Source organism: Mesorhizobium sangaii, assembly GCF_014207355.1.
In the GTDB taxonomy this organism is placed as follows: Bacteria; Pseudomonadota; Alphaproteobacteria; order Rhizobiales; family Rhizobiaceae; genus Mesorhizobium; species Mesorhizobium sangaii.
Map to the genome: position 1 here is coordinate 330,175 of NZ_JACHEF010000005.1, position 21,006 is coordinate 351,180.

Annotated in this window: 19 protein-coding genes; 17 read left to right on the forward strand and 2 right to left on the reverse strand. The window is 62.2% G+C overall.

Annotation, left to right across the window (positions count from 1 at the left end; translation table 11 throughout):
* Positions 1–42: 42 nt before the first annotated feature.
* The 15 genes from HNQ71_RS24410 to HNQ71_RS24480 all read left to right on the forward strand — a co-directional run bounded on the left by HNQ71_RS24410 (position 43) and on the right by HNQ71_RS24480 (position 17,215).
* A complete protein-coding gene (locus HNQ71_RS24410; protein ID WP_184875247.1) occupies positions 43–825 on the forward strand; it encodes an SDR family oxidoreductase in 783 nt (260 codons plus the stop codon).
* The gene (locus HNQ71_RS24415) at positions 801–2,360 is read left to right on the forward strand and encodes a mannitol dehydrogenase family protein (RefSeq protein WP_184875248.1); all 1,560 of its coding nucleotides are present in this window, start codon (positions 801–803) and stop codon (positions 2,358–2,360) included. The genes HNQ71_RS24410 and HNQ71_RS24415 overlap by 25 nt, the downstream gene beginning before the upstream one ends.
* Positions 2,361–2,398: 38 nt before the next feature.
* On the forward strand, positions 2,399–3,313 hold the full coding sequence (locus HNQ71_RS24420) for a sugar phosphate isomerase/epimerase family protein (RefSeq protein ID WP_184875249.1): 915 nt from the start codon (positions 2,399–2,401) through the stop codon (positions 3,311–3,313).
* A 162-nt stretch (positions 3,314–3,475) separates the two neighbouring features.
* On the forward strand, positions 3,476–4,510 hold the full coding sequence (locus tag HNQ71_RS24425; protein WP_184875250.1) for an ABC transporter substrate-binding protein: 1,035 nt from the start codon (positions 3,476–3,478) through the stop codon (positions 4,508–4,510).
* Positions 4,511–4,682: 172 nt separating this feature from the next.
* The gene (locus HNQ71_RS24430) at positions 4,683–6,257 is read left to right on the forward strand and encodes a sugar ABC transporter ATP-binding protein (RefSeq protein ID WP_184875251.1); all 1,575 of its coding nucleotides are present in this window, start codon (positions 4,683–4,685) and stop codon (positions 6,255–6,257) included.
* Entirely contained in the window at positions 6,254–7,228 is a 975-nt protein-coding gene (locus tag HNQ71_RS24435) for an ABC transporter permease (protein ID WP_184875252.1), read from the forward strand. The genes HNQ71_RS24430 and HNQ71_RS24435 overlap by 4 nt, the downstream gene beginning before the upstream one ends.
* A gap of 85 nt (positions 7,229–7,313) precedes the next feature.
* Positions 7,314–8,294 (forward strand): ABC transporter permease, encoded by a 981-nt coding sequence (locus tag HNQ71_RS24440; RefSeq protein ID WP_184875253.1) that lies wholly within the window; start codon positions 7,314–7,316, stop codon positions 8,292–8,294.
* A 525-nt stretch (positions 8,295–8,819) separates the two neighbouring features.
* The gene (locus tag HNQ71_RS24445) at positions 8,820–9,488 is read left to right on the forward strand and encodes a hypothetical protein (protein WP_184875254.1); all 669 of its coding nucleotides are present in this window, start codon (positions 8,820–8,822) and stop codon (positions 9,486–9,488) included.
* A gap of 94 nt (positions 9,489–9,582) precedes the next feature.
* The gene (locus tag HNQ71_RS24450; protein WP_246461986.1) at positions 9,583–12,558 is read left to right on the forward strand and encodes an OmpA family protein; all 2,976 of its coding nucleotides are present in this window, start codon (positions 9,583–9,585) and stop codon (positions 12,556–12,558) included.
* A 13-nt stretch (positions 12,559–12,571) separates the two neighbouring features.
* On the forward strand, positions 12,572–13,066 hold the full coding sequence (locus tag HNQ71_RS24455) for a Rab family GTPase (protein ID WP_184875256.1): 495 nt from the start codon (positions 12,572–12,574) through the stop codon (positions 13,064–13,066).
* Positions 13,067–13,069: 3 nt separating this feature from the next.
* Complete coding sequence (locus HNQ71_RS24460) at positions 13,070–14,140, forward strand: adenylate/guanylate cyclase domain-containing protein (protein ID WP_184875257.1); 1,071 nt, start codon at positions 13,070–13,072, stop codon at positions 14,138–14,140.
* Between the two features lie 192 nt (positions 14,141–14,332).
* A complete protein-coding gene (locus HNQ71_RS24465; protein ID WP_184875258.1) occupies positions 14,333–16,132 on the forward strand; it encodes a winged helix-turn-helix domain-containing protein in 1,800 nt (599 codons plus the stop codon).
* Positions 16,133–16,317: 185 nt separating this feature from the next.
* On the forward strand, positions 16,318–16,617 hold the full coding sequence (locus HNQ71_RS24470; protein WP_184875259.1) for a DUF4242 domain-containing protein: 300 nt from the start codon (positions 16,318–16,320) through the stop codon (positions 16,615–16,617).
* 131 nt (positions 16,618–16,748) lie between these two features.
* The gene (locus HNQ71_RS35875) at positions 16,749–16,907 is read left to right on the forward strand and encodes a DUF1127 domain-containing protein (protein WP_425492268.1); all 159 of its coding nucleotides are present in this window, start codon (positions 16,749–16,751) and stop codon (positions 16,905–16,907) included.
* 26 nt (positions 16,908–16,933) lie between these two features.
* Positions 16,934–17,215, forward strand: a complete 282-nt coding sequence (locus HNQ71_RS24480) for a hypothetical protein (RefSeq protein WP_184875261.1) — start codon at positions 16,934–16,936, stop codon at positions 17,213–17,215.
* A 132-nt stretch (positions 17,216–17,347) separates the two neighbouring features.
* On the opposite strand, the gene HNQ71_RS24485 is transcribed toward HNQ71_RS24480, so the two are convergent.
* Positions 17,348–18,850, reverse strand: a complete 1,503-nt coding sequence (locus tag HNQ71_RS24485) for a helicase HerA domain-containing protein (RefSeq protein ID WP_184875262.1) — start codon at positions 18,848–18,850, stop codon at positions 17,348–17,350.
* A 418-nt stretch (positions 18,851–19,268) separates the two neighbouring features.
* Between HNQ71_RS24485 and HNQ71_RS24490 the strand changes: the two genes are divergently transcribed.
* A complete protein-coding gene (locus HNQ71_RS24490; RefSeq protein WP_095091288.1) occupies positions 19,269–19,574 on the forward strand; it encodes a hypothetical protein in 306 nt (101 codons plus the stop codon).
* A 27-nt stretch (positions 19,575–19,601) separates the two neighbouring features.
* Here HNQ71_RS24490 and HNQ71_RS24495 read toward each other — a convergent pair whose 3' ends face one another.
* Positions 19,602–20,354, reverse strand: coding sequence for a GntR family transcriptional regulator (locus HNQ71_RS24495; RefSeq protein ID WP_184875263.1), 753 nt, complete (start codon positions 20,352–20,354; stop codon positions 19,602–19,604).
* Positions 20,355–20,456: 102 nt separating this feature from the next.
* Between HNQ71_RS24495 and HNQ71_RS24500 the strand changes: the two genes are divergently transcribed.
* A complete protein-coding gene (locus HNQ71_RS24500; RefSeq protein ID WP_184875264.1) occupies positions 20,457–20,993 on the forward strand; it encodes an autotransporter in 537 nt (178 codons plus the stop codon).
* Positions 20,994–21,006 lie beyond the last annotated feature (13 nt).

A 21,006-nucleotide genomic window follows, 5' to 3' on the forward strand; every position in this document is an offset into this window, starting at 1 on the left:
TTCCATATTCCGAAAAATAGAAACTTTGTTCCGGGAGGAGGAATGGAGCTTCAGCTCAAAGGCAAGGTGGTGCTGGTCACCGGCGCGACGCAAGGCATTGGCCGAGCGATCGCCGAAACGCTTGCGCGTTCGGGCGCCGGCGGCCTGCTGGTCACCGGTCGCGAGAAGGCGCGCGGCGATGCCGTGGCAGCTGAGCTTTCGCGGCTCGGCACGCCCACGGTTTTCGTCGCCGCCGACCTCTCCGACACCGAAGCCCCTGCCCTGCTGGCGCAAGCCTGCATCGATCGCTTCGACCGCATCGATGGCCTTGTCAATGCCGCTGGCCTGACCGACCGCGCGTCCTTTCTCGATGCCGACCTCGATGACTGGGCGGCACTTTTCGCCGTCAATGCGCGCGCGCCGTTCTTCCTCATGCAGGCGGCGATTGCCGACATGAAGAAGCGCGGCCAAGGCGGCGCCATCGTCAACATCCTATCGATCAATGCCCATTGCGGCTCGCCTGAGCTCGCCGTCTACTCCGCGACCAAGGGCGCGCTGGCCACGCTGACCAAAAATGCCGCCAACGCCCATCGCTTCGACCGCATCCGCGTCAACGGCATCAATGTCGGCTGGACCGACACACCGGCAGAACGCACCATGCAGGCCGAGACGCTCGGCAACGGTCCGGGCTGGCTCGACGCCGCCAACGCCTCGCAGCCTTTCGGCCGCCTGTTCTCGACTCGAGATGTGGCGAACCTCGCCGTCTTCCTGCTTTCCGACGCGGCCGGACCGATGACCGGCACGCTGGTCGACCAGGAACAATGGGTGATCGGGGCGAACCGGTGAGCGTCGCCGTCTCCCCCGAGACACTTGGGCCGGCGCTGCTCGCCCGATTGCCTGCCGCCGTCCAGAAACCGGCCTATGACCGCGCGGCGCTCGCACCCGGCATGGCGCATCTCGGCGTCGGCGCCTTCCACCGCTGCCACCAGGCCGAATACACCGACGATCTGCTGGCCAGCCATTTCGACCGCTGGGGCGTGGTCGGCATCAACATCCGCCCGCCCGGCCTCGCAGACACGCTGGGCCGGCAAGGCGGTCTCTACACGCGGTTGATCCGCGAGAACGGCAGTGTCGAGGCGCGCGTCATCGGCAGCATCATAGAGGTTGTCGACAGCCAGGCGAGTGCCACACCCGCGCTCGACATTCTGTCCTCATCCGACATCGAGCTGGTGACGATGACGGTGACCGAGAAAGGTTATTGCCACATCCCGTCCAGCGGCGAACTCGATCTCGACCATTCCGACATCATCCACGACCTCGCCAACCCCGGGACGCCGCGCAGTGTGCCCGGCCTGTTGGCGCGGGCGCTGGAATTGCGCAGGGCGACACATAGCCGGCCGCTGACGCTGCTCTCCTGCGATAACATCCCGGCCAATGGCGTTATCCTGGCCAATGTCGTGCAGGCTTTTGCCGAACGGCGCGGTAACGGCCTTGCCGACTGGATCTCGGCCAACGCCGCCTTCCCGTCAGCCATGGTCGACCGCATCGCACCGGCTGTCACCCAAGCCGATCTTGACGGCGTCGAGCAGCGTTTCGGCTACCGCGATGCGGCGGTCGTCGTCGGCGAGCCGTTCCGGCAGTGGGTGATCGAGCAGAAATTTGCCGGCCGCATGCCGCGCTGGGATCGGGTCGGCGCCAGCTTCGTCGACAACGTCACGCCGTTCGAACATCTCAAGATGCGGGTGCTCAACGGCGCCCAGACGACGCTCGCCACGCTCGGCGTGCTGGCCGGCCTCGAACACACATTCGATGCCATCGCCGACCCGCTGCTGTTGGCCTTCGTGCGCCGCATGCTTGTCGAGGAGACGCTGCCGACGCTGCTGCCGGTGCCCGGCATGGAACCGCTGGCCTATGTCGCGCAGTGCCTCGGCCGGCTGCGCAATATCGCGATCCGCCACCGCAACCACCAGATCGCCACCGACGGTTCGCAAAAGATCGTCCAGCGCCTGCTCAACCCGATCCGCGACCGCCTGAGCCAGGGCCAAAGCATCGCGCTGCTGGCGATCCCGGTCGCTGGCTGGATGGCCTATCTGATCCAGGCTTCGGCACGGTTCGGCAAACGCTGGCCAGTGTCGGACCCCTATGCCGGCAAGGTCGCCGACATATCCGACGCAACCGGCCGCGATCCACAGGCACTGGTGGCCGGCATCCTTGCCATCGACACGATTTTCGATCCCGGCCTTGCCGCGAACGATGTGTTCCGCAGGTCCGTCACATCAACGCTCGGCGAGCTGCTGTCGGACGATCCGATGGCCGCCGTCAGGCACAGTCTGGAACAGAGCGAGGCCGTACGGTTGAAGCGGCCCGCACAATCGGCATAGTGGAAGTCGGTCGTGAAGCCGCGACCAGGGGAGGCATGATGAAACTTGGACTGCTCACCGCACCCTTCGCGGAGACGCGGCTTGGCGAGGTCGCCGGCTGGGCGAGTTCCGCCGGCTTCGAGGCGCTCGAAATCGCCTGCTGGCCGAAATCGTCGGGCGCCAGCCGCCGCTATGCCGGCACCAGCCACGTCGACGCCGCCTCGACTTCCGCTGCGCAGGCCAAGGAGATCGTCGCCTCGCTGGCGGAGAAGAACCTCTCGGTCTCCGGCCTCGGCTACTACCCCAACCCGCTGCATCCCGACGCCGCCCACCGCGAGGCGGTCATCGGCCATCTGAAGAAGGTGATCGTGCTGGCCGCCAATATGGGCGTCCCTGTCGTCAACACCTTCTGCGGTGGCGATGCCGCCAAGACCGTCGACGTCAACTGGCAGGAGGCGCTCAAGGTCTGGCCCGAAATCGTCGCCCATGCCCGCGGCCATGGCGTCAAGCTCGCCTTCGAGAACTGCCCGATGATCTTCAGCTATGACGAGTGGCCGGGCGGGCACAACATCGCCTATTCGCCGCAGGTCTGGCGCCGCATCCTGGAAGTGTGGGGCGGCGATGTCGGCATGAATTTCGACCCCTCGCATCTGGTCTGGCAGATGATCGACCAGGCTCGTTTCATCCGGGAATTCGGCCCCTACATGCTGCATGCCCACGCCAAGGACCTGATGATTGATCATGATGGACTTTACGAGCGCGGGATCCTCTCGGCTGGCATAGGCTGGCAGGTGCCGCGCATGCCGGGGCTCGGCGATGTCGACTGGAGCGGCTTCTTTTCCGGCCTCTACCGGGCCGGCTATGACGGACCCATCATCATCGAACACGAGGACAGGCGATTTGAAGGCAGCGACGATCAAGTGAAGCGGGGCTTTCTGCTTGCCCGCGACGTGCTGCGTCCGTTCGTGAAATGACGGCGCAAATGCATGTCGTCCGAAGCGCGGAGGAGCGATTTTGGGACAACGACATGCATGGAACAAGAACAAGAACTTAAGGCGCGCCTCCTGAATCTCTTTCTACGCGACGCGGTTTAACGGTTTGGAACTCAACTGAAAAACAATGTGGAGGAGTCTGAAATGAAGAAATACCTGACCATGGTCCCGCTGCTTGCCGGCGCGGCCTTCCTGGCCTCGATGGGCGCCTCGTCCGCCGCGGGCAAATACACCATCGGCATCTCCAACACCGTGCAGGGCAATGGCTGGCGCGAGGAGATGGTCTGCGCCATGAAGGCGCAGGCGCTGGCTTCCGGCGAGGTCGCCAAGCTCAACATCGCCCACCGCAACACCGATGCGGCCGGCCAGTTGGAAGACATCCGCAACCTGATCAGCGCCAAGGTCGACGCCATCGTCGTCAACCCGGCCGATCCAGCCGGCATCAAGGCGGGCCTCGAGGAAGCCACCAAGGCCGGCATCGTCGTCGTCGCCGTCGACCAGGCTGTCACCGAACCATCGGCCTACATCATCTCCAACAACCAGGAGCAATATGCCTATCTCGGCGCCAAATGGCTGTTCGGCCAGATGGGCGGCAAGGGCGAGGTGTTCTATATGCGCGGCGCCGCCGGCGCGTCCGCCGACAGCGACCGCGACAAGGGCTTCAAGAAGGCGCTGGCCGAATTCCCCGATGTGAAGGTGGCGCAGGAGGTCTTCACCGGCTGGCAGCAGGACCAGGCCAAGCAGCAGATCCTTTCCTTCCTCTCGACGGGAACGCCGATCAACGGCATCTGGACCTCCGGCATCGACAACGTCATCGTCGACGCGCTGGTCGAGTCGCAGGCGCCGCTGGTGCCTATCGTCGGCGCCGACAATGCCGGCTTCGTCGGCCAGCTGAGCTCGGTCAAGGGCCTTGTCGGCGCGGCCGTCACCAACCCCGGTTCGATCGGCGGCGCCGGCGTGACGCTCGCTCTGCAGATCCTCGACGGCAAGAAGCCGGCACAGCAGACCGTGCTGGTCGAGCCGCAACTGTGGGAAAACGCCACCGACGAAGGCAAGGCCAAGTTGAAGGCCGCCGCCGACCCGTCGCTGAGCCCCGAATGGCCGGTCTCGATCTCGATCCCCGACTGGACCACCTACACCAAGGACCAGATCGTCGCCTGCAAGGGCCCGGGCGAGTAAGTCTGGGCTTTCGCCAATGGCCGTCGGTCGGCGCCGCCCCTCACCTGCCTGCCGGCATCCTCTCCCCGTATAGAGACGGGGAGAGGGACGCTGTCGCCGGCGTCCGGCAGGACAGTGAGGGCGGCGCTGACATTCGAAGTGATACGAGCACGCAACCCGAGAACAACCCAATTTGACCAGCAACCCGCTCCTCGATGCCACCGGCGTCGCCAAGAATTACGGCGCCGTTGCCGCGCTGCGCAACGCATCGCTGTCGGTGCTGCCGGGCGAGGTGCACGCGCTGATGGGCGCCAATGGCGCTGGCAAGTCGACGCTGGTGAAGATCCTGACCGGCGCTATTCCTGCCAATGCCGGGCGCATCCTGATCCGTGGCGAGGCCCGCGACATACGCTCGCCCGCCGCCGCGCGTCGCGCCGGCCTTTTGCCCGTCTACCAGGAGCCGTCGCTGATCCCCGATCTCGACGTGCTGTCCAATCTCAGGCTGACCAGCACGCCGGTCGAGCCGTTCCGCGCCTGGGTGCGCGAACTCGGCATTCCTGATCTCGATATCCGCGACACCGCCCGCGACATTCCGCTCGCCGTGCTGCGCGTGCTTGACCTCGCGCGGGCGCTGGCCGTCGAGCCCGACGTGCTGCTGCTTGACGAGATGACGGCGGCGCTGCCCGCCAACCTTGCCGAAAAGGTGCTGGAAGTCGTGCGCCGCCAGGGCGACAGCGGCCGCGCGGTGATCTTCATCTCGCACCGCTTCGTCGAGATCTCGGCGCTGTGCGACCGCGCCACCGTGTTGCGCGACGGCGAGACCGTCGGCGTCGTCGACATCGTGCCCGGCGTCGAGGAAAAGATCGTCGAGCTGATGCTCGGCACTCGCATCGTCAAGACCCATGTCGCCGCCCGCAGCGCTGCCCAAAAGGCTGTGCCCGCCCCTGCCCGCCCGCGGCTCTCCGTGCACAACCTGCGCGTCGGCACCAAGCTCAACGATGTCTCCTTCGATCTCGCCGATGGCGAGGTCGCGGGCGTCGTCGCGCTCGAAGGCCAGGGCCAGGACGAGCTGTTCGCCGCCCTTGCCGGCTCGATCCGGCCCTCGGGAGGCACCATCGAGGTCGACGGCCAGCCGGCGAAATTCTCCCACCCGATCGACGCTATCCGCGCCGGCCTCGCCTATGTGCCGGGCGACCGCGCCGAGGCGCTCGCCATGCAGCGCTCGGTGCGCGAGAACATCGCGCTGCCCTTCAGTGCCGCTTTGCGCAACTGGGGGCCAATTGCCATGCGCCAGGAGCGCGCCAAAGTGGTCAGCGCCATCGAGCGGCTGCAGATCGACACCCGCGCGCAAGGGGAAGTCCAGCGCTTGTCCGGCGGCAACCAGCAGAAGGTGACCATCGCCCGCTGGGTCGCCGCCGACACGCGGACCCTGCTGTGCTTCGACCCGACGCGCGGCATCGATGTCGGCACCAAGCAGGAGATCTACAAACTGCTGCGCGAGGTCGCCGGCCACGGCAAGTCGGTGCTGTTCTACACCTCCGAACTGGAGGAGGTGCAGCGTGTCTGCGACCGCGTCATCGTCATCTTCGGCGGCCGCGTCGTCGACATCTTCCCGGTCGAGGAGGCCGACGAGCCGGCGCTGATGCGCGCCGCCTACGGCCTGCCGCGCGGCGCCAAGGCCGACATCGGCATCCTGGCCGACCCCCATTGTTCTTCCCCGGAGAGCGCGAGTTCATCGGCTTCGACTTCGCCAGGGGCGACGCCATGAGCCATTTCCTGCGCCGTCAGGGCTGGGTCGCCGGCCTGTTCGTCCTCTTCGTCGTCCTGTTCATCATCACACGACTGATCCAGCCGGCCTATGGCAGCGGCGATTTCGGCTCACTGGTGCGCGCCGTGCTGCCTTACGCCTTTGCCGTCGCCGCCCAGACCGTCGTCGTCATCGCCGGCGGCATCGACCTGTCGGTCGCCGCCATGATGGCGCTGACCAGCGTCACCGCCGCCTCGATGATGTCAGGCGCCTCGGAGGAATACGCGCTGTTCGTGGTGCCCTTCGTGCTCGCCATGGGGTTCGTGCTCGGCGCCATCAACGGAATGCTGATCGTCATCACCCGCGTGCCAGACATCGTCGTCACCCTGGCCACCTTGTTCGTGCTGCAAGGCGCTGCCCTTTTGGTGCTCGATGCGCCCGGCGGTGCTGCGGCCGATTGGCTGAAGGCGTTGATCTCGGGCACAGTTCCGATACCCGGCCTGCCCGACGGCATCGATGCCTGGCTTCCCAAGGCGCTGCTGCTGCTCATCGTCTGCCTCTGCATCATCTGGATACCGCTCAGGCGCTCACGCCTCGGCCTCTCCATCTACGCCATCGGCTCGAGCGAGCTCGCGGCGTTCCGAAGCGGCGTGCCGGTAGCACGCACCCGCATCATCGCCTATGCGCTGTCGGGCCTGTTCGCCGCTTTTGGCGGGCTGGCGCTGACCATGAGCACCGGCATTGGCGCGCCCATTCCCGGCCCTTATCTGCTCGCCAGCGTCGCGGCGGTGGTGCTCGGCGGCGTCGCACTCGGCGGCGGCAAAGGCGGCCTGCTCGGCCCAATCGTCGCCGTCTTCGTGCTGCGGCTGGTGCGCACCGATCTGACGCTGCTTGCAATCGACCCCAACCTCACCGCCATCATCGAAGGCGCCATCATGGTCGCCGTGGTGATGTTCGGCGCCTTCATCACCATGCGGAGCCGACAGTCATGAGTGGGCATGAAATGGGGCGCCGTGGAGCACTATCCCCTCCTGTCAACCGAACCAACATCGGGCGAAGCCAGTCGCGAGCACGACCATGAGCACAACCGCGATCCAACCTGTCCCCTTCGGCCGCCGCGTAAAGCGCTTCATGGCCGACCGGCCGCTGATCCCGCTGATCATCCTGCTCATCATCCTGGTGGTGATCCTGCAGATACTGCGCCCCGGCATCGTCAACGAGCGCTGGATCGCCAATACGATAAAGTTCGCCATACCGCTGGCGATCCTCGCCGGCTGCCAGACCATGACCATGCTGACCGGCGGCATCGACCTGTCGATCGGCACGGTGGCGACGATGAGCGCCTTCATCATGGCGACGCAAGTCGTCAACCAGGACCCGGCGGTGGCCTTCCTGCTGGCGATGATGCCGGCGGTTCTGATCGGCCTCGTCAACGGCATCGGCGTCGGCGTCTTCCGCGTCCACCCGCTGATCATGACGCTCGGCACCAGCCTGATCGGCACCGGCTGCCTGCAGGTCTACCAGCGCACGGTGATCGCGTCGGGCGCCAGGATCCCCGACTTCCTCGCCTGGCTCGGCACCGGCCTGACATATGGCGTGCCCAACGCCCTGCTGCTGTTCGTGCCGCTGGCCGCGCTCATCGTCTTCACCTTGAGCCGCACCGGCTTCGGCCGCCTGCTCTACGCCGTCGGCGACAATGAGCGCGCGACCCGCCTCTCCGGTGTGCAATACTGGCAGGTCATCACCGCGCTCTACGTCATCTCGAGCGTGCTCGCCGGCATCACCGGCCTACTCTATATCGGCCTGATCAAGGCCCCTTCCTTGTCGCTCGCCGAACCGCTGGTGCTGCCTTCGGTGGCGGCAGCCGTGATCGGCGGCACCTCGATCTTCGGCGGCCGCGGCGGTTACACCGGCACCATCATCGGCGCCCTGATCCTCACCGTGCTGACGACGTTGCTGACCATCCTGCAAATGCCGGAAGGGGCCAGGCGGATCTTGTTCGGGCTGATCGTGCTGTTCGTGACGGCGGCGTATCTGCGGATTGTGGAGGAAAGGTAGGGGGCGGCCGCGAAAACGAACGTCCGCGCCGCGCCGCGTTTCGGCCACAGAGGCAAGAGGCAGCTTTGCGCCGACAACGGTCACTGTCACCGGCATTCTCGAACAGCTATTCTCCGTCCCGAAAGAAGACCTCCCTTCTAGCTTTGGGCGGGCATCGCAAGCCGATGGTCTCAGTATACAGCAGGATGTGAGGCAGTATGTGCGCCGACAGGTCAGCGAGCTTCGATGAATCGAAAGAATCTTGGAAGCTTATTTTCGCTCTAGCAGCTATAGCCGACTTTGTCTCACTCCCTTGGCAAGTAGATTTCGCCCCACGGGCGATTGGCTTAGCCGGCTTTGGTCGCCGCTACAAAGAAATACAGGAGTGACGCCAATCGGAACTCGTGAATTTGTTGCTGGTCCAAGAGGTGAAAAAGGGACGATGGGATCGGCTTAAGCTAGGAAGATTCCAGCTTGCAGCCTGGCTAATTTGCTGACATATTTATCTGTTTCCGAGTTTTGCACTGTGGCAATTGGGGCAAAAAGATGGCCAAGGAATCTGCGAATGCCGCTTCTTCAGCAGTTAAGGCGGAGGGAAATCTGATAGGTAATACAGAGGGAAACGGGTTGAACTTCATGGCGGCGGCCCAAGCTCGCGAGGGCGGAGGCTCCGGCGACGCGGTCGGTGTCGACAAGATACGCGATCTGCTGTTCGGCAACCAGATGCAGGACTATGACCGCCGTTTTTCCAAGCTTGAAGAACGGTTCTTGCAGCGCTTCAAGGATGTCGAATCCGAGGCCAAGCGCAATCTCGAAATGTACGAGTCAAATGCAAAGAAGCAGGTCGAATCGCTTGCGGCGCAATTGCGGAACGAAAAAGACGCGCGAGCCGAGGCCGACAAGGAGATTGACCGGAATCTTCGCGAGCAAAATCAGGCACTTGAAAAGCAGGTGCGCGCATTGTCGGATCAATTGAGCGAACTTGAGCGCGACGTTGCGGATCGGATGAATCGAAATGATCATTCGCTGCGTGAGGAAATCAAGCAAAAGAATGAAACCGTTCAGATGATCATGGAGAAAATGTTCTCCGATCTCAGCAACGTCAAGACCGACCGAAATCTTTTGGCTGGCCTGTTTGTCGAGGTTGCAAAATGTCTGAATCAGGACCCCGTCGGTAACAAGAACAACTCGGAACGCAGCTGGAAAGTGAGTTGATCGGAATTTGACGTCGACCGTCGACCCAGTCAGCCTTCCTCAAAGTACAGCTTCGAACGATACCGAGATTGATCGCGAGGCTCTGGCTAGGCTGTTGGTCGAAATTGCCCGGAACGTTGATCCGGACAATCATGCGCATTTCGACGTTCCAGCCGCCGATCATCGCATGGACACACTTCGCGAGCTGCTGGTCGGCCGCGAAATTTCTGAGCTTTCACGCGTTACGCACCTGCTCGACGAACCTGAGCAGCTTGCGGCCGCAGTGGGGGACGTTCTCCCCAGCGCAGCCGCATCGGCGTCTCATGCGCAACTCGGCGAGGCCTTTGCGCCAGTTGTCGAGCGGGCCGTGCGACGGTCCATCCAGAAGAACCCGCGCACGCTGACAGATATATTGTACCCGGTGTTTCTGCCGGCTATTCGCAAGTCGATCGGCGAGAAGATCGACCAGACCTTTCAGTCGCTGAATGAATCCTTAAGACATATATTTACCTGGCATGGACTTAAGTGGAGACTTGAAGCCTGGAGAACAGGAACGAGCTTCTCAGAAGTTGTCCTTAAGCATTCCCTCGCCTATCAAGTGGAGCATGTCTTTCTCATTAACCGAAATTCCGGGCTTTTGATTACACATGTGGCTGCCGACAACGCAACGAGCGAAGACCCCCAACTAATTTCTTCGATGCTCAGCGCAATTCAAGATTTTGTAAAGGATTCATTTAACGAGAAAGAACAGAGCGGCCTGGACACTATTCGTTTTGGGGAGCTTCGTCTCTGGTCGGAAGTTGGACCGTTTGCGACCTTGGTTGCGGTGATCCGCGGAAATCCGCCAGAGGAATTACATGAAATAATTCGCGATGTACTGCTTCGCATCCACGATCAGAGCTCAGAAGCTCTAGAGCAGTTTGACGGCGACAGTTCGCAGTTGACCGGCGTAGAGGCGCAGCTACGGACCTGTGTTGAACTGAAGCACGAGGATTCAAACGAGGGATTTCCGTGGCTGGTGGTGGCTGCAGTCCTGCTGGTTTTGGTACCGGCAGGCGGTTGGTTCTTTCTTTCCTGGCAAGCCGGGCAGCGCTGGCAGGCCTATGTGTCGCGACTGGAGACCCAGCCGGGCATCATCGTTGCCGAACATCAGATGCGCGGCGGCCAATTCTATATCGCCGGCCTGAGGGACCCGCTTGCCACCGACCCGCAGTCGCTGTTGTCCGGAACGCAGGTCGATCCCGCTCGCGTTCATTCGCAGTGGCAATTCTATCAGAGCCTCGAGCCGGAGTTCGTGTTGAAGCGGCTGACCGCGTCGCTGGCGCCGCCGGATACAGTACGACTTTCGATCGTCAACGGTCGCATCGTTGCCGAGGGTGAGGCTCCCGACACCTGGATAGATCGGGCGCGAGCCGCTGCCCAACAACTTTCGGCAGGCGGACCGGAATTCGATATCTCCAAGGTTCGTGATGTGAGCCCCGAAGCACGTGCGGCGGAGCACTGGCAGGCCTATGTGTCGCGACTGGGGACCCAGCCGGGCATCATCGTTGCAGAACAAAAGATACGAGATGGTCAATTCTATGTTGCCGGCCTGAGAGATCCGCTTGCCGCCGACCCGCAAGCTCTGCTGTCTGGAACTGAGGTCGATCCCGCTCGCGTTCATTCGCAGTGGCAATTCTATCAGAGCCTCGAGCCGGAGTTCGTGGTGAAGCGGCTGACGGCGTCGCTGGCTCCGCCGGATACAGTACGGCTTTCGATCGTCAATGATCGCATCGTTGCCGAGGGTGAAGCTTCCGACACCTGGATCAGCCGGGCGCAGGCCGCCGCCCAGCAGCTTTCGGCAGGCGGGCCGGTCTTCGATATCTCCAGGGTCCGCGATGTAAGCCCCGAAGCACGCGAGGCGGAGCGCTGGCAGGCCTATGTGTCGCGGCTGGAGACCCAGCCGGGCATCATCGTTTCAGAACAAAAGATCCGTGGCGGCCAATTCTATATTGCCGGCCTGAGAGACCCGCTTGGCGCCGACCCGCAGTCGCTGTTGTCCGGAGCGCAGATCGATCCCGCCCGGGTTCATTCGCAATGGCAATTCTATCAGAGCCTTGAGCCGGAGTTCGTGGTGAAGCGGCTGACGGCGTCGCTGTATCCCCCGGATACAGTACGATTTTCGATCGTCAATAATCGCATCGTTGCCGAGGGTGAGGCTCCCGACACTTGGATAGATAAGGCGCGCGCAGCGGCCCGACAGCTTTCGGCAGGTGGACCGGAATTCGACATCTCCAAGGTTCGTGATGTGAGCCCCGAAGCACGCGCGGCAGAGCACTGGCAGTATTATGTGTCGCGACTTGAGGCCCAACCGGGAATCATCGTCGCCCAACAAACGGAGAGGGGCGGACATTTCTACATTTCCGGCCTGAGAGACCCGCTTGCCGCCGACCCGCAAGCTCTGCTGTCCGGAACGGAGGTTGATCCTGCCCGCGTTCATTCACAGTGGCAATTCTATCAGAGCCTTGATCCGAAGTTCGTGGTGAAGCGGCTGACGGCGTCGCTGACCCCGCCGAAATCGGTTCAGGTTTCGATCGTCCAAGGTCGCATCGTTGTCGTGGGTGAAGCTCCTGCCGCCTGGATCACCCGGGCGCAGGCCGCCTCCGAGCAACTTTCGGCGGACGGAGTGGTTCTGGATGTCTCGCAGCTGCGTGAGCTGAACCTTGCAGAACTTAATTATTTGAGAGAAGCCATCCAGACGACCGATATCTTCTTCTCTTCCGGCAAAGTCGTGCCCGGACCAGAGCAGGTGCCGGTTCTCGACAGGTTGGCGGATCAAATAAAGGAATTCGCCCAGAATGCCCGCAAATCAGGCGTAACAGCGCGGTTCATGTTAACCGGGCATTCGGACGCCACTGGCCGTGAGACGGCGAACGCGTCGATCAGCGCCGCCCGCGCCGAGACAGTTCGCGCGCTTCTCAACAAGCGCGGCGTCCCTCCGGAACTGCTGCTGGTTCGGGGCGCGGGCACGTTTGAGCCGTTGGTGCCTGAAAATATTCAAACTGGGAGCTCCACCAATCGCCGGGTTTCGGTTACGGTAAACCTGGACTAGGGCGGGGCCCACGATGTTGCAAAAAAAGATCTGCATGTTGGGCGGGTTCGCTGTCGGAAAGACGAGCCTGGTGCGCAGGTTCGTGCAAAGCATCTTTTCGGAAACTTACTTGACCACGGTGGGAGTGAAAATCGACAAGAAGAGTGTCGTACTCCCGGATAAAACCGTGGATCTGATTTTGTGGGATTTGGCCGGCGAAGACGATATCGGCTCATTCCGCGTCAGCTATGTGCGAGGTGCGACCGGGCTCGTGCTTGTCGTCGATGGAACCCGCGCCGCCACTCTTGCCGTGGCGCTCACGCTGCGCGAGCGGGTCGAGGCCGAATTCGGGCCTATGCCGTTCGTGTTGCTGTTCAACAAATCCGATCTGGCCGATCGGTGGGCAATACCGGATAGTGACATTGACGGACTGAGGCAACTTGGATGGCAAATCTATCTGACAAGCGCGCTTTCGGGTGAATGTGTCGATGATGCGTTTCGTCAGCTTGCTTCGATGGTCACTGAATAGACCATGCATGGATTGCCAAGAGAAGTCAGAAGCTGGATTTTCAACTTCTTCTATCGTGAGCACTCTGTCGCATATCTGAAAATTGACGCAGAGCTTTGCATAGCTGCGAAGGGCGGCAATCTTAAACATTACGGGCTCTCATCACTTCGCACTGGTAAGCCTGTTGCCGATCAGCTTGAATTCATGGAAGGCTTGCTGCCTTGTCCGGAGCTTCCCTTTCACATGGCCATGGTCGAACTGCCCGGCGGGCGTGTCGCGGACCTTCATCTTTTTGCTGACAATGACTGCGTGTGGCTGCTCTTTCTTGACGCCACGGCCGAACGCGACAACAGGCAGCGACTTCAACAGAAGGCTTATGAAATGACGCTCCTGCAAGAGAGAGAGCGTCAACTCAACGAGAAATTACGATCGACGAACGAGGCGCTGAGGGAGAGCCAGGAGGGATTGTCGCGCGAATACCAGCGCGCCGAAACCCTGCTCCTCAACATTCTTCCGGCGTCGATCGCAGAGCGGCTAAAGGCGCACGAACAGATTGCGGACAACCACGCAGAGGTGAGTGTGCTTTTTGCCGACATCGTCGGTTTTACGGAAAGAGCGCGCAGCGTCGGAGCCGTGACGACGCTCGCTATCTTGAATTACTTCTTCAAGGTGGCGGATCAGCTCTCGGAACGATATGGCTGCGAAAAGATCAAGACGATCGGCGATTGTGTGATGGTGGTCGCCGGCCTGCCCGCCGCGCGATCCGATCATGCGGAAGCCCTCGCGCACTATGCACTTGAACTGCGCGAGGCGGGTATGCGCGAACGCTTCGCAGGAGTGCCGCTAAGACTGAGAATTGGCATTCACTCCGGACCGATCGTCGCCGGCGTCATAGGCAAAAAGCGGTTTGCCTATGACCTGTGGGGCGACACCGTCAATCTCGCCTCACGGATTCAAACGTCCGCCGAGCCCGATGAAATCCGTATTTCGGATGCAACTCACACACTGCTCGGACCAGATTTCGCTTGCGACCCACTCGAGGAAACGGAATTGCGTGGCACAGGTCGCGTGCGCATGTGGCGGCTGCGGGCCTGATTTGCCGCTTGTCCTGGGCGATCTCGTATTGTCCAAGCGCCAAGCCCACCCAGAAGACCACGCTTGGCGAACCACAAGAATGACAGTCACGGGCGTCTTTCCTGCAAGCTTAAGTCGGGTTGCCGTCAACTAGAACGGGGCCGCTCCCATATCTGAGAGCGATAAGGTAGACTGCAGCATCGGAAGACGGCGATGCACCATTCGTTTGGACAATTCGAACTTGATGAAGCTGCCCGCAGACTGTCCCTGGAGGGCGTCGGGCAGAAAATCCAGCCACTTGTCTTTGACTTGCTCGTGTATCTGGTTCGCAACGCAGGCAGAGTTGTCCCCAAAGAGGAGTTGATGGACGCGCTTTGGCCGGATGTCATTGTGACAGAAGCTTCGCTTCAGCGGGTGGTTAGCCTTACACGCAAGGCGCTTGCAGCAGGCGGATTGCAGGACGCGATACACAGCTACGTCCGCCACGGCTATCGCTTCGCTATCGATGAGCCAGGATTGGGATACGTGCGGCCTGCCACGTTCGGTGGGGACGACAACCTTGCGCAGGCCCGCAGACTAGCGGCGGCACGCGATTGGAGCGCGGCTGCAAAGCTCTTCGCAGGTCTTGCGGATCTTGAAGCGCTCTCTCCGGCGGATATCGATCTTTGGGCCTTGGTGGTTGAATGCGGAGGGCGACCGACCGAGGCGATCCCTGTGCTGACCCGCGCCGTTGCTGCTCATATCGAAGCTGGAGATTCGGCGCGCGCTGCCAGATCCGCTGTGACACTTGCCAAGATCCAGGCCGAACGGGGAGCGGCTGCCGTTGCTGAGGGATGGCTGGAACGTGCTGCTTCGCTTCTTTCTCAGGCTAAAGACGCGAGTACGGAATCGTATCTGCTGTGGATGAAGTCGCGTCTCGCATCCTCAGGCGGCCGCCCTGAGGAAGCGCTTCGATTGGCTTCAGCCGCCCACTCGATAGCTGAACATTGCGACGACCCTGGCCTGCGAGCCCTGACCCTGACCTACAAGGGATTTTACAATCTGGCGCTTGGCAAGATCGAGGAGGGCAACGAGCAGCAAAACCATGCGGCGGCGATCGCATTGTCCAGTCAGGTGGACCCGATCACCGGTAGCTTGGTCTATTGCAATATCCTCTGGAGCTGCAGGACTTTCGCCGATTGGTCTCGTGCTCGCCAGTGGAGCGAAGGTTTTGAAAGCTGGTGTACCGCAAGCTTTGCCCAAACATCAGGAGCCTGTGACCTTCATCGTGCCGAAGTGGTTGCGGCGCAACAGATTTTGCCTGAGGCCCTGGCTTGCATAAATGAGGCGCTTCCTAAACTTTCTGCAGAGGAATCTTGGTCGCTTGGCGAGGGCTTTCGGGTCCGTGGCGATATCTTCGCCATGATCGGCGATCTCGCGTCGGCGCGAGCTGACTACGATCAGGCCTATGCACTCGGCTGGGACGCCGAACCGGGCAATGCCTTGCTATTGTTCGAAACCGGCGACTTGGAAGGTGCGCTCGCTGCAATTGACCGTGCCTTACAAGGGACGTCATGGTTCCATCTTCAGCGGCGTGGAAACCTGTTGGTCAATGCAGCCTGCATTGCAGCACGCGGCGGACGCTCGAACCAGGCATCAATCTATCTCGCCGAAATCGATGCACAGCCACAACGCTGGCGACAACCGGCGACACAGGCGCTGATAGCCGAAACAAAGGCTGCACTGTGCAAGCCAGACGACCCGAACAAAAATCGCCTTCTGCTGTTGGCCCGGCAACTCTGGACTAGCGCCGGCGTCGATTATCATGCGGCGAGGATTCGCCTGCAGTTGGCAAGAGCTCTGCTCGGCTCGGGCGACGTCAGCGGCGCGAAAGTAGAGATCACAGCGGCAGAAAGATCGGCTCGTAACCTGGGATCGCAGCGCCTAGACCAAGAAGCCGCACTGCTTCGCCACAGCCTTTTGCCCCGTAACCAATCGCTCATCGATGGTCCCAAGCAAGAGCTCTTCACCTGAACGCCGCTCGCTTGCCTGCTGCAATGAGCTGCGGTCTTGCCGGCCGAGCCAGGGCGAAGATCAGCCAAGGATAAGCTTGAGATAAGGACGGTCAGTCCCCTCAGGAGGTAGTTTTTCCCTGTCATGCAGACACGCATGGCAATCAGCAGCGCCGATGAGTTGGCGCGATAGCGAAAGGGAAAATCATGAACCTCTATGTCATCCGTCGCCCTAGCGCATGGGCATCTCTGCAGGAACTCGAAGCCGCCGGCGCGAAATCAGCAAAGGTCGCCAAGGAACAGATGCCGGGCCAGGTCCGCTGGATCCGCAGTTACGTGGTGCATGAACCCGATGGGCGCATCGGCACCTTCTGCATCTACGAAGCGAAAGACGGCGAGGCCATCCGGGACCACGCCAAGCGCGTCGGTATGCCGGGGGAGGAATTCTACCCGGTGGCCGACACCGTCATCCTTCAAAATGATCCGATTTCGACAGCGGCCGCCTGACGGAGTCCAGTTGCTGCCTCACGTCATCAGCGTGGGGCAGCATCACGCAACCAATAGGCAATGAACAAACGGCGCTTGGAGGCGGCCTACCCGCATATCAGCGCCGCGAATCCCACCGAATGGAGAAAACGATGTTTCACTACCTCAAGCATGTTTCGATTGGGCTGAAGGTCCGCAGAACCGAGAGGGCTTTGCGCGCTCTGCCCGACCATATCCTGAAAGACATAGGCCTTCGACGCGATGCAATCTCGTATGCCGTTCGAGAGCATCTGAAGCACGATCGCATTTGAACGCCCGCAACAGATGGAATTGGAAAATGGAAATTCTTATAAACATGGCGAACATCGTGTATGTGGTCGCTTACTTCACGTTGGATATTTTGCGGCTGCGTATGCTGACGACTGCAGCAGCAATCTGTCTCGCCGTGTATTTCTACAGCCAGCCGGCGCCGCTCATGAACGTGGTCGGCTGGAATGTCCTCTTTGTGCTTCTGAACCTCATCCAGATCGGCCGCATCTTGGCGTCTCGCTACGCTAAGGTGCGGTCATACTCCCGCCAGGAAAATGCCAGCGGGCGTATGCGAAATGGAGGCTTTTGAACGACATCGGCGCTCGAAACCGAGACATCAAGTATGAAGCACATCGTTCCGGACAGGTGTGATCAGCGTCTGCCGGCGACTATTAGCACTGGCGCAAATTCGCGACAGGCCGGAAACCTGACGCTGCCCCCCTCACACGGCCAGGCTCCCCTGCTCCGCCTCCTCGGCATTGGGGTCGCCCGGGGCCGTTGCCCAGGCGAGTTCGACCAGCGTCACCGTGCGGCGGCCTACCCCGTCGAGCTGGCAGACGATGAGGCCCTGCTCCTCGATATAGGTGAGGAGACGCCGGGCTCGGCGCAACGAGTGGGAGCCATAGGCGCGGGCGATCGCGGCGTCGCTCGGGCAAGGCCAGCCCTCCTTCGCCGCCCTGGCGATCATCATGAACACGCCCTGCATGTCATCGGGCAGCAGCGAGGCGCGCACCGAGACGTCCTGCCAGGCATCATCCCCTGCTGCCATGTCGGAGCCGAGGCCGGCGCGGGCGCGCGTCAGCATGCGGCGGAACTCCGGCAGATCGGGCACGACCGAGGCCAGGCCCTCGATGCGGCAGCGCACCACGAACTCCTGATAAAGCACGCCGATGACACGGAAGCCCGCGTCGGGCTGCGCCAGAATGGCGCGCAGCACACGATCCACACGCTCGCGGCGCTCAGCCAGATCCTCGGCGCTGACTTGCGGCTCCACCGGCTCGGGGCGGATTTCGAGTGCCGCCGACTTCGCCGCCATCAGTTGATCGAGCAAGTCCGGCGACGACCGGCGCTGCGGCCGCACGGTCTCGGGCGGCGGCGCTGCCAGAATGATGGCGCGTGCGTCCTCAAGCGCTGATTCCGGCAGCGGCATCAGGCGCGGCGTGCCGTTGCGCGGACTGGTGTCGGTCGGGCCGATGCGCAGGCCGAGCGGCCGGCGTGACAGCGCCGGGCCAAGCGCCATGAACTGGCCGCGTTCCAGGTCGCGAAACGCCTCCGCCTGGCGTCGCTCCATGCCCAAAAGGTCGGCGGCGCGTGCCATGTCGATATCGAGGAAGGTGCGGCCCATGAGGAAATTGGACGCCTCGGCGGCGACATTCTTGGCGAGCTTGGCCAGCCGCTGGGTGGCGATGATGCCGGCAAGCCCGCGTTTGCGGCCACGGCACATCAAATTGGTCATCGCGCCAAGCGAGAGTTTGCGAGCCTCGTCCGAAACCTCGCCGGCCACCGCCGGTGCGAACAGCTGCGCTTCGTCCACCACCACCAGCATCGGATACCAGTGGTCGCGGGCGACCTCGAACAGCCCGCCGAGGAAGGCGGCGGCCCGCCGCATCTGGTTTTCGGCGTCGAGCCCCTCGAGATTGAGCACGGTGGAGACGCGATGGATGCGGGCCCGCTCGCCGGCGCTCTGCAAGCCGCGCTCGGTATGCTCCTCGGCATCGATCACCAGATGGCCGAAACGGTCGCCCAGCGACACGAAGTCGCCTTCTGGGTCTATGACGGTCTGCTGCACCCAGGGGGCGCTCTGCTCCAGCAGCCGCCGCAAGAGATGCGATTTGCCGGAACCCGAATTGCCCTGCACCAAAAGGCGCGTCGCCAGCAGCTCCTCGAGATCGAGCGTCGCCGCGGCGCCTGCGGTCGTGTGTCCCATCTCGATCGCAACGGTCATCTCGACTCAGGCGCTCCTTTCGCAGACGGGCTTATCAACCCGATCACAGCCCGTCGAGCGCGCATGGCCGCCCGCGCCGTGTTGCGCACAGGCCAAGGACCGTCTCCGGATCATCGACAACAAGGGAACCCTGTGGATAGTAACCACCTGTTCACCATGTGCCGGCGTTCCGATTGAAGACGCGCCGCATCCGCTTAGCCTGACCTTGCATTGCGTCCCCAACGTGGTGCGTCCCAACCGCCCCCTGGCGACCGACGTTTTCAAGTTCCCTCTCGCAGTATATGTCGGTCGCCAACCCCGCCTGATCCCGCCAAGTTCCGACATCGTCGAGACTCGCCCGCTGGCGCAAACTTTGGGTTGACCGCCCCGGAGCGCGAGGCGACACTTCCCGGACGCTAGAAGTGCGAGGAGGAAAGCGATGGACGAGCCCGAACGGTGGCGCCACATGTCGACGGCGCCGAGGGATGGCAGCCGCATCCTGGTCACGGTTCGCCCGTCCGAACAGGGGCCGGCGGAAGTCGACCTCGCCTATTGGTCGCGCGCCGATCAGTTCGCCAGCGAAGGCTGGCGTGCGTCGGACTCCTCGCCGGGGCGCGTTGTCGAATACGCCGAACCGGAACTGAAATGCTGGATGCCGCTGCCGACAGCCAATCTCAGCCGCGCTTCCATGCCGGCCCCCTGGGAGGGCGACGACGCCCAGCAGCTCGACGGCTCGGGGATATAAGACGCGGAACCCTAGCCCAATCCCCCATCAAGCGAAGTCTTGCAGGTTGGCTTCCCGGAGCTTGGCGCCTGCCAGCAGGGCTTCGAGCACCTGCTTCTTGAGATTGAGGCACTGCGAGCGGGCTAGTTTGACGATGCCGGAAACGTCGCTTGCCTCGCAGGCATGAACAAGGTCCTTCTGCTGACCGATGATCAGCTGCGTGAAGTCGCGCGACCTGAATCCGAGGTGGAGAGCCCTCTCCGACTGGTCGAGTATCTGCCCCAGCAGCTGCGCCAGGCGTGAATTTCCGGATAGCTCCGCCAAGGCAAGACGGAAGGCGCGGTCCGCCGCCAGGAATGCAACGTGGCTGCGCAGCGTCTCAGGTTTCAGCACTTTCCTCGCCGCTTGCCTGACATCTTCGAGCCCCCGCTCGGTGAGGCCCGACGCAGCCACCCTGAACACTTCCGGCTCGATCAGGCCGCGGACATCGAAGATCTCGGTGACATCGCGCAGCGTCAGTGGCGTTATGACATAGCCACGGCGCGGCTCGCTCCTGACCAGCCCTTCCTGCATCAGCCGGGTCAGCGCCGCGCGGATCGTCGCCTTTCTGATCAAATATCGATCGCCAATCTGCTTTTCCGTCAGGGTTTCACCGGGGCGCAGCACGCAGGCGATGATGTCGCTCTTCACCTGCTCATACGCCTGCTCGCTGCGCAGCAGGTCGGCGGTCGACGGCGCCGCGGCCGTGCCGGTGGACAGTGCCCGTTTCGGCGATGCGGCAGTCAAATCACGAGGAGTCATGCTTGTTCCGTTCTGCCGATCCGGTTGACGCGGCCATCGACTTTGAGTAGCCTTGAGCATCTCAGATAGGTCATTTGATCATCTCAAAAGGGATAACTGGCAATGGCTGTTCCGGTTGGCTCGCCTCTCTACGCCGCTGTCGATGATATCGTCAACGCCGCCGGCAGTCCCGATCCACTCGCACGAATAAGGGCGGTGTTGGGCGACCATACGAACCGTCTTCACGCATTGGGGGTGCTCGCTCATGAAGAAGAAGACGACGAGGTGCTTCTGCATGCAAGTCGGAATTTGACGATCTATCACATCACGCTGTCGCCCGGCCTGCAGTACCCGCCGCACAACCATTTGATGGACGCGTTGATCGGCGTCTACAGGGGTGGCGAGACGAACTTCATCTATCCCGATGCCGCCAGCAAGCTCGATGCTCCGCAACGGCAGGACGCCACCGTGCTGCACCTGCCCCCGCATACCGTGCACTCGGTCGCCAACCCCGGCAGCGCACGGTCGGGCGCGCTTCATGTCTATCTTGGCGATCTCCCGGCGACCCATCGACAACTCTGGGATCTGGAAAGCAATCAAGCCGAGCCCTTTGACAACGATCGCTATCTGGCCGGCGCCCAGCCCATCGAGCGGTCTTGAGGTAGGCGCGCCC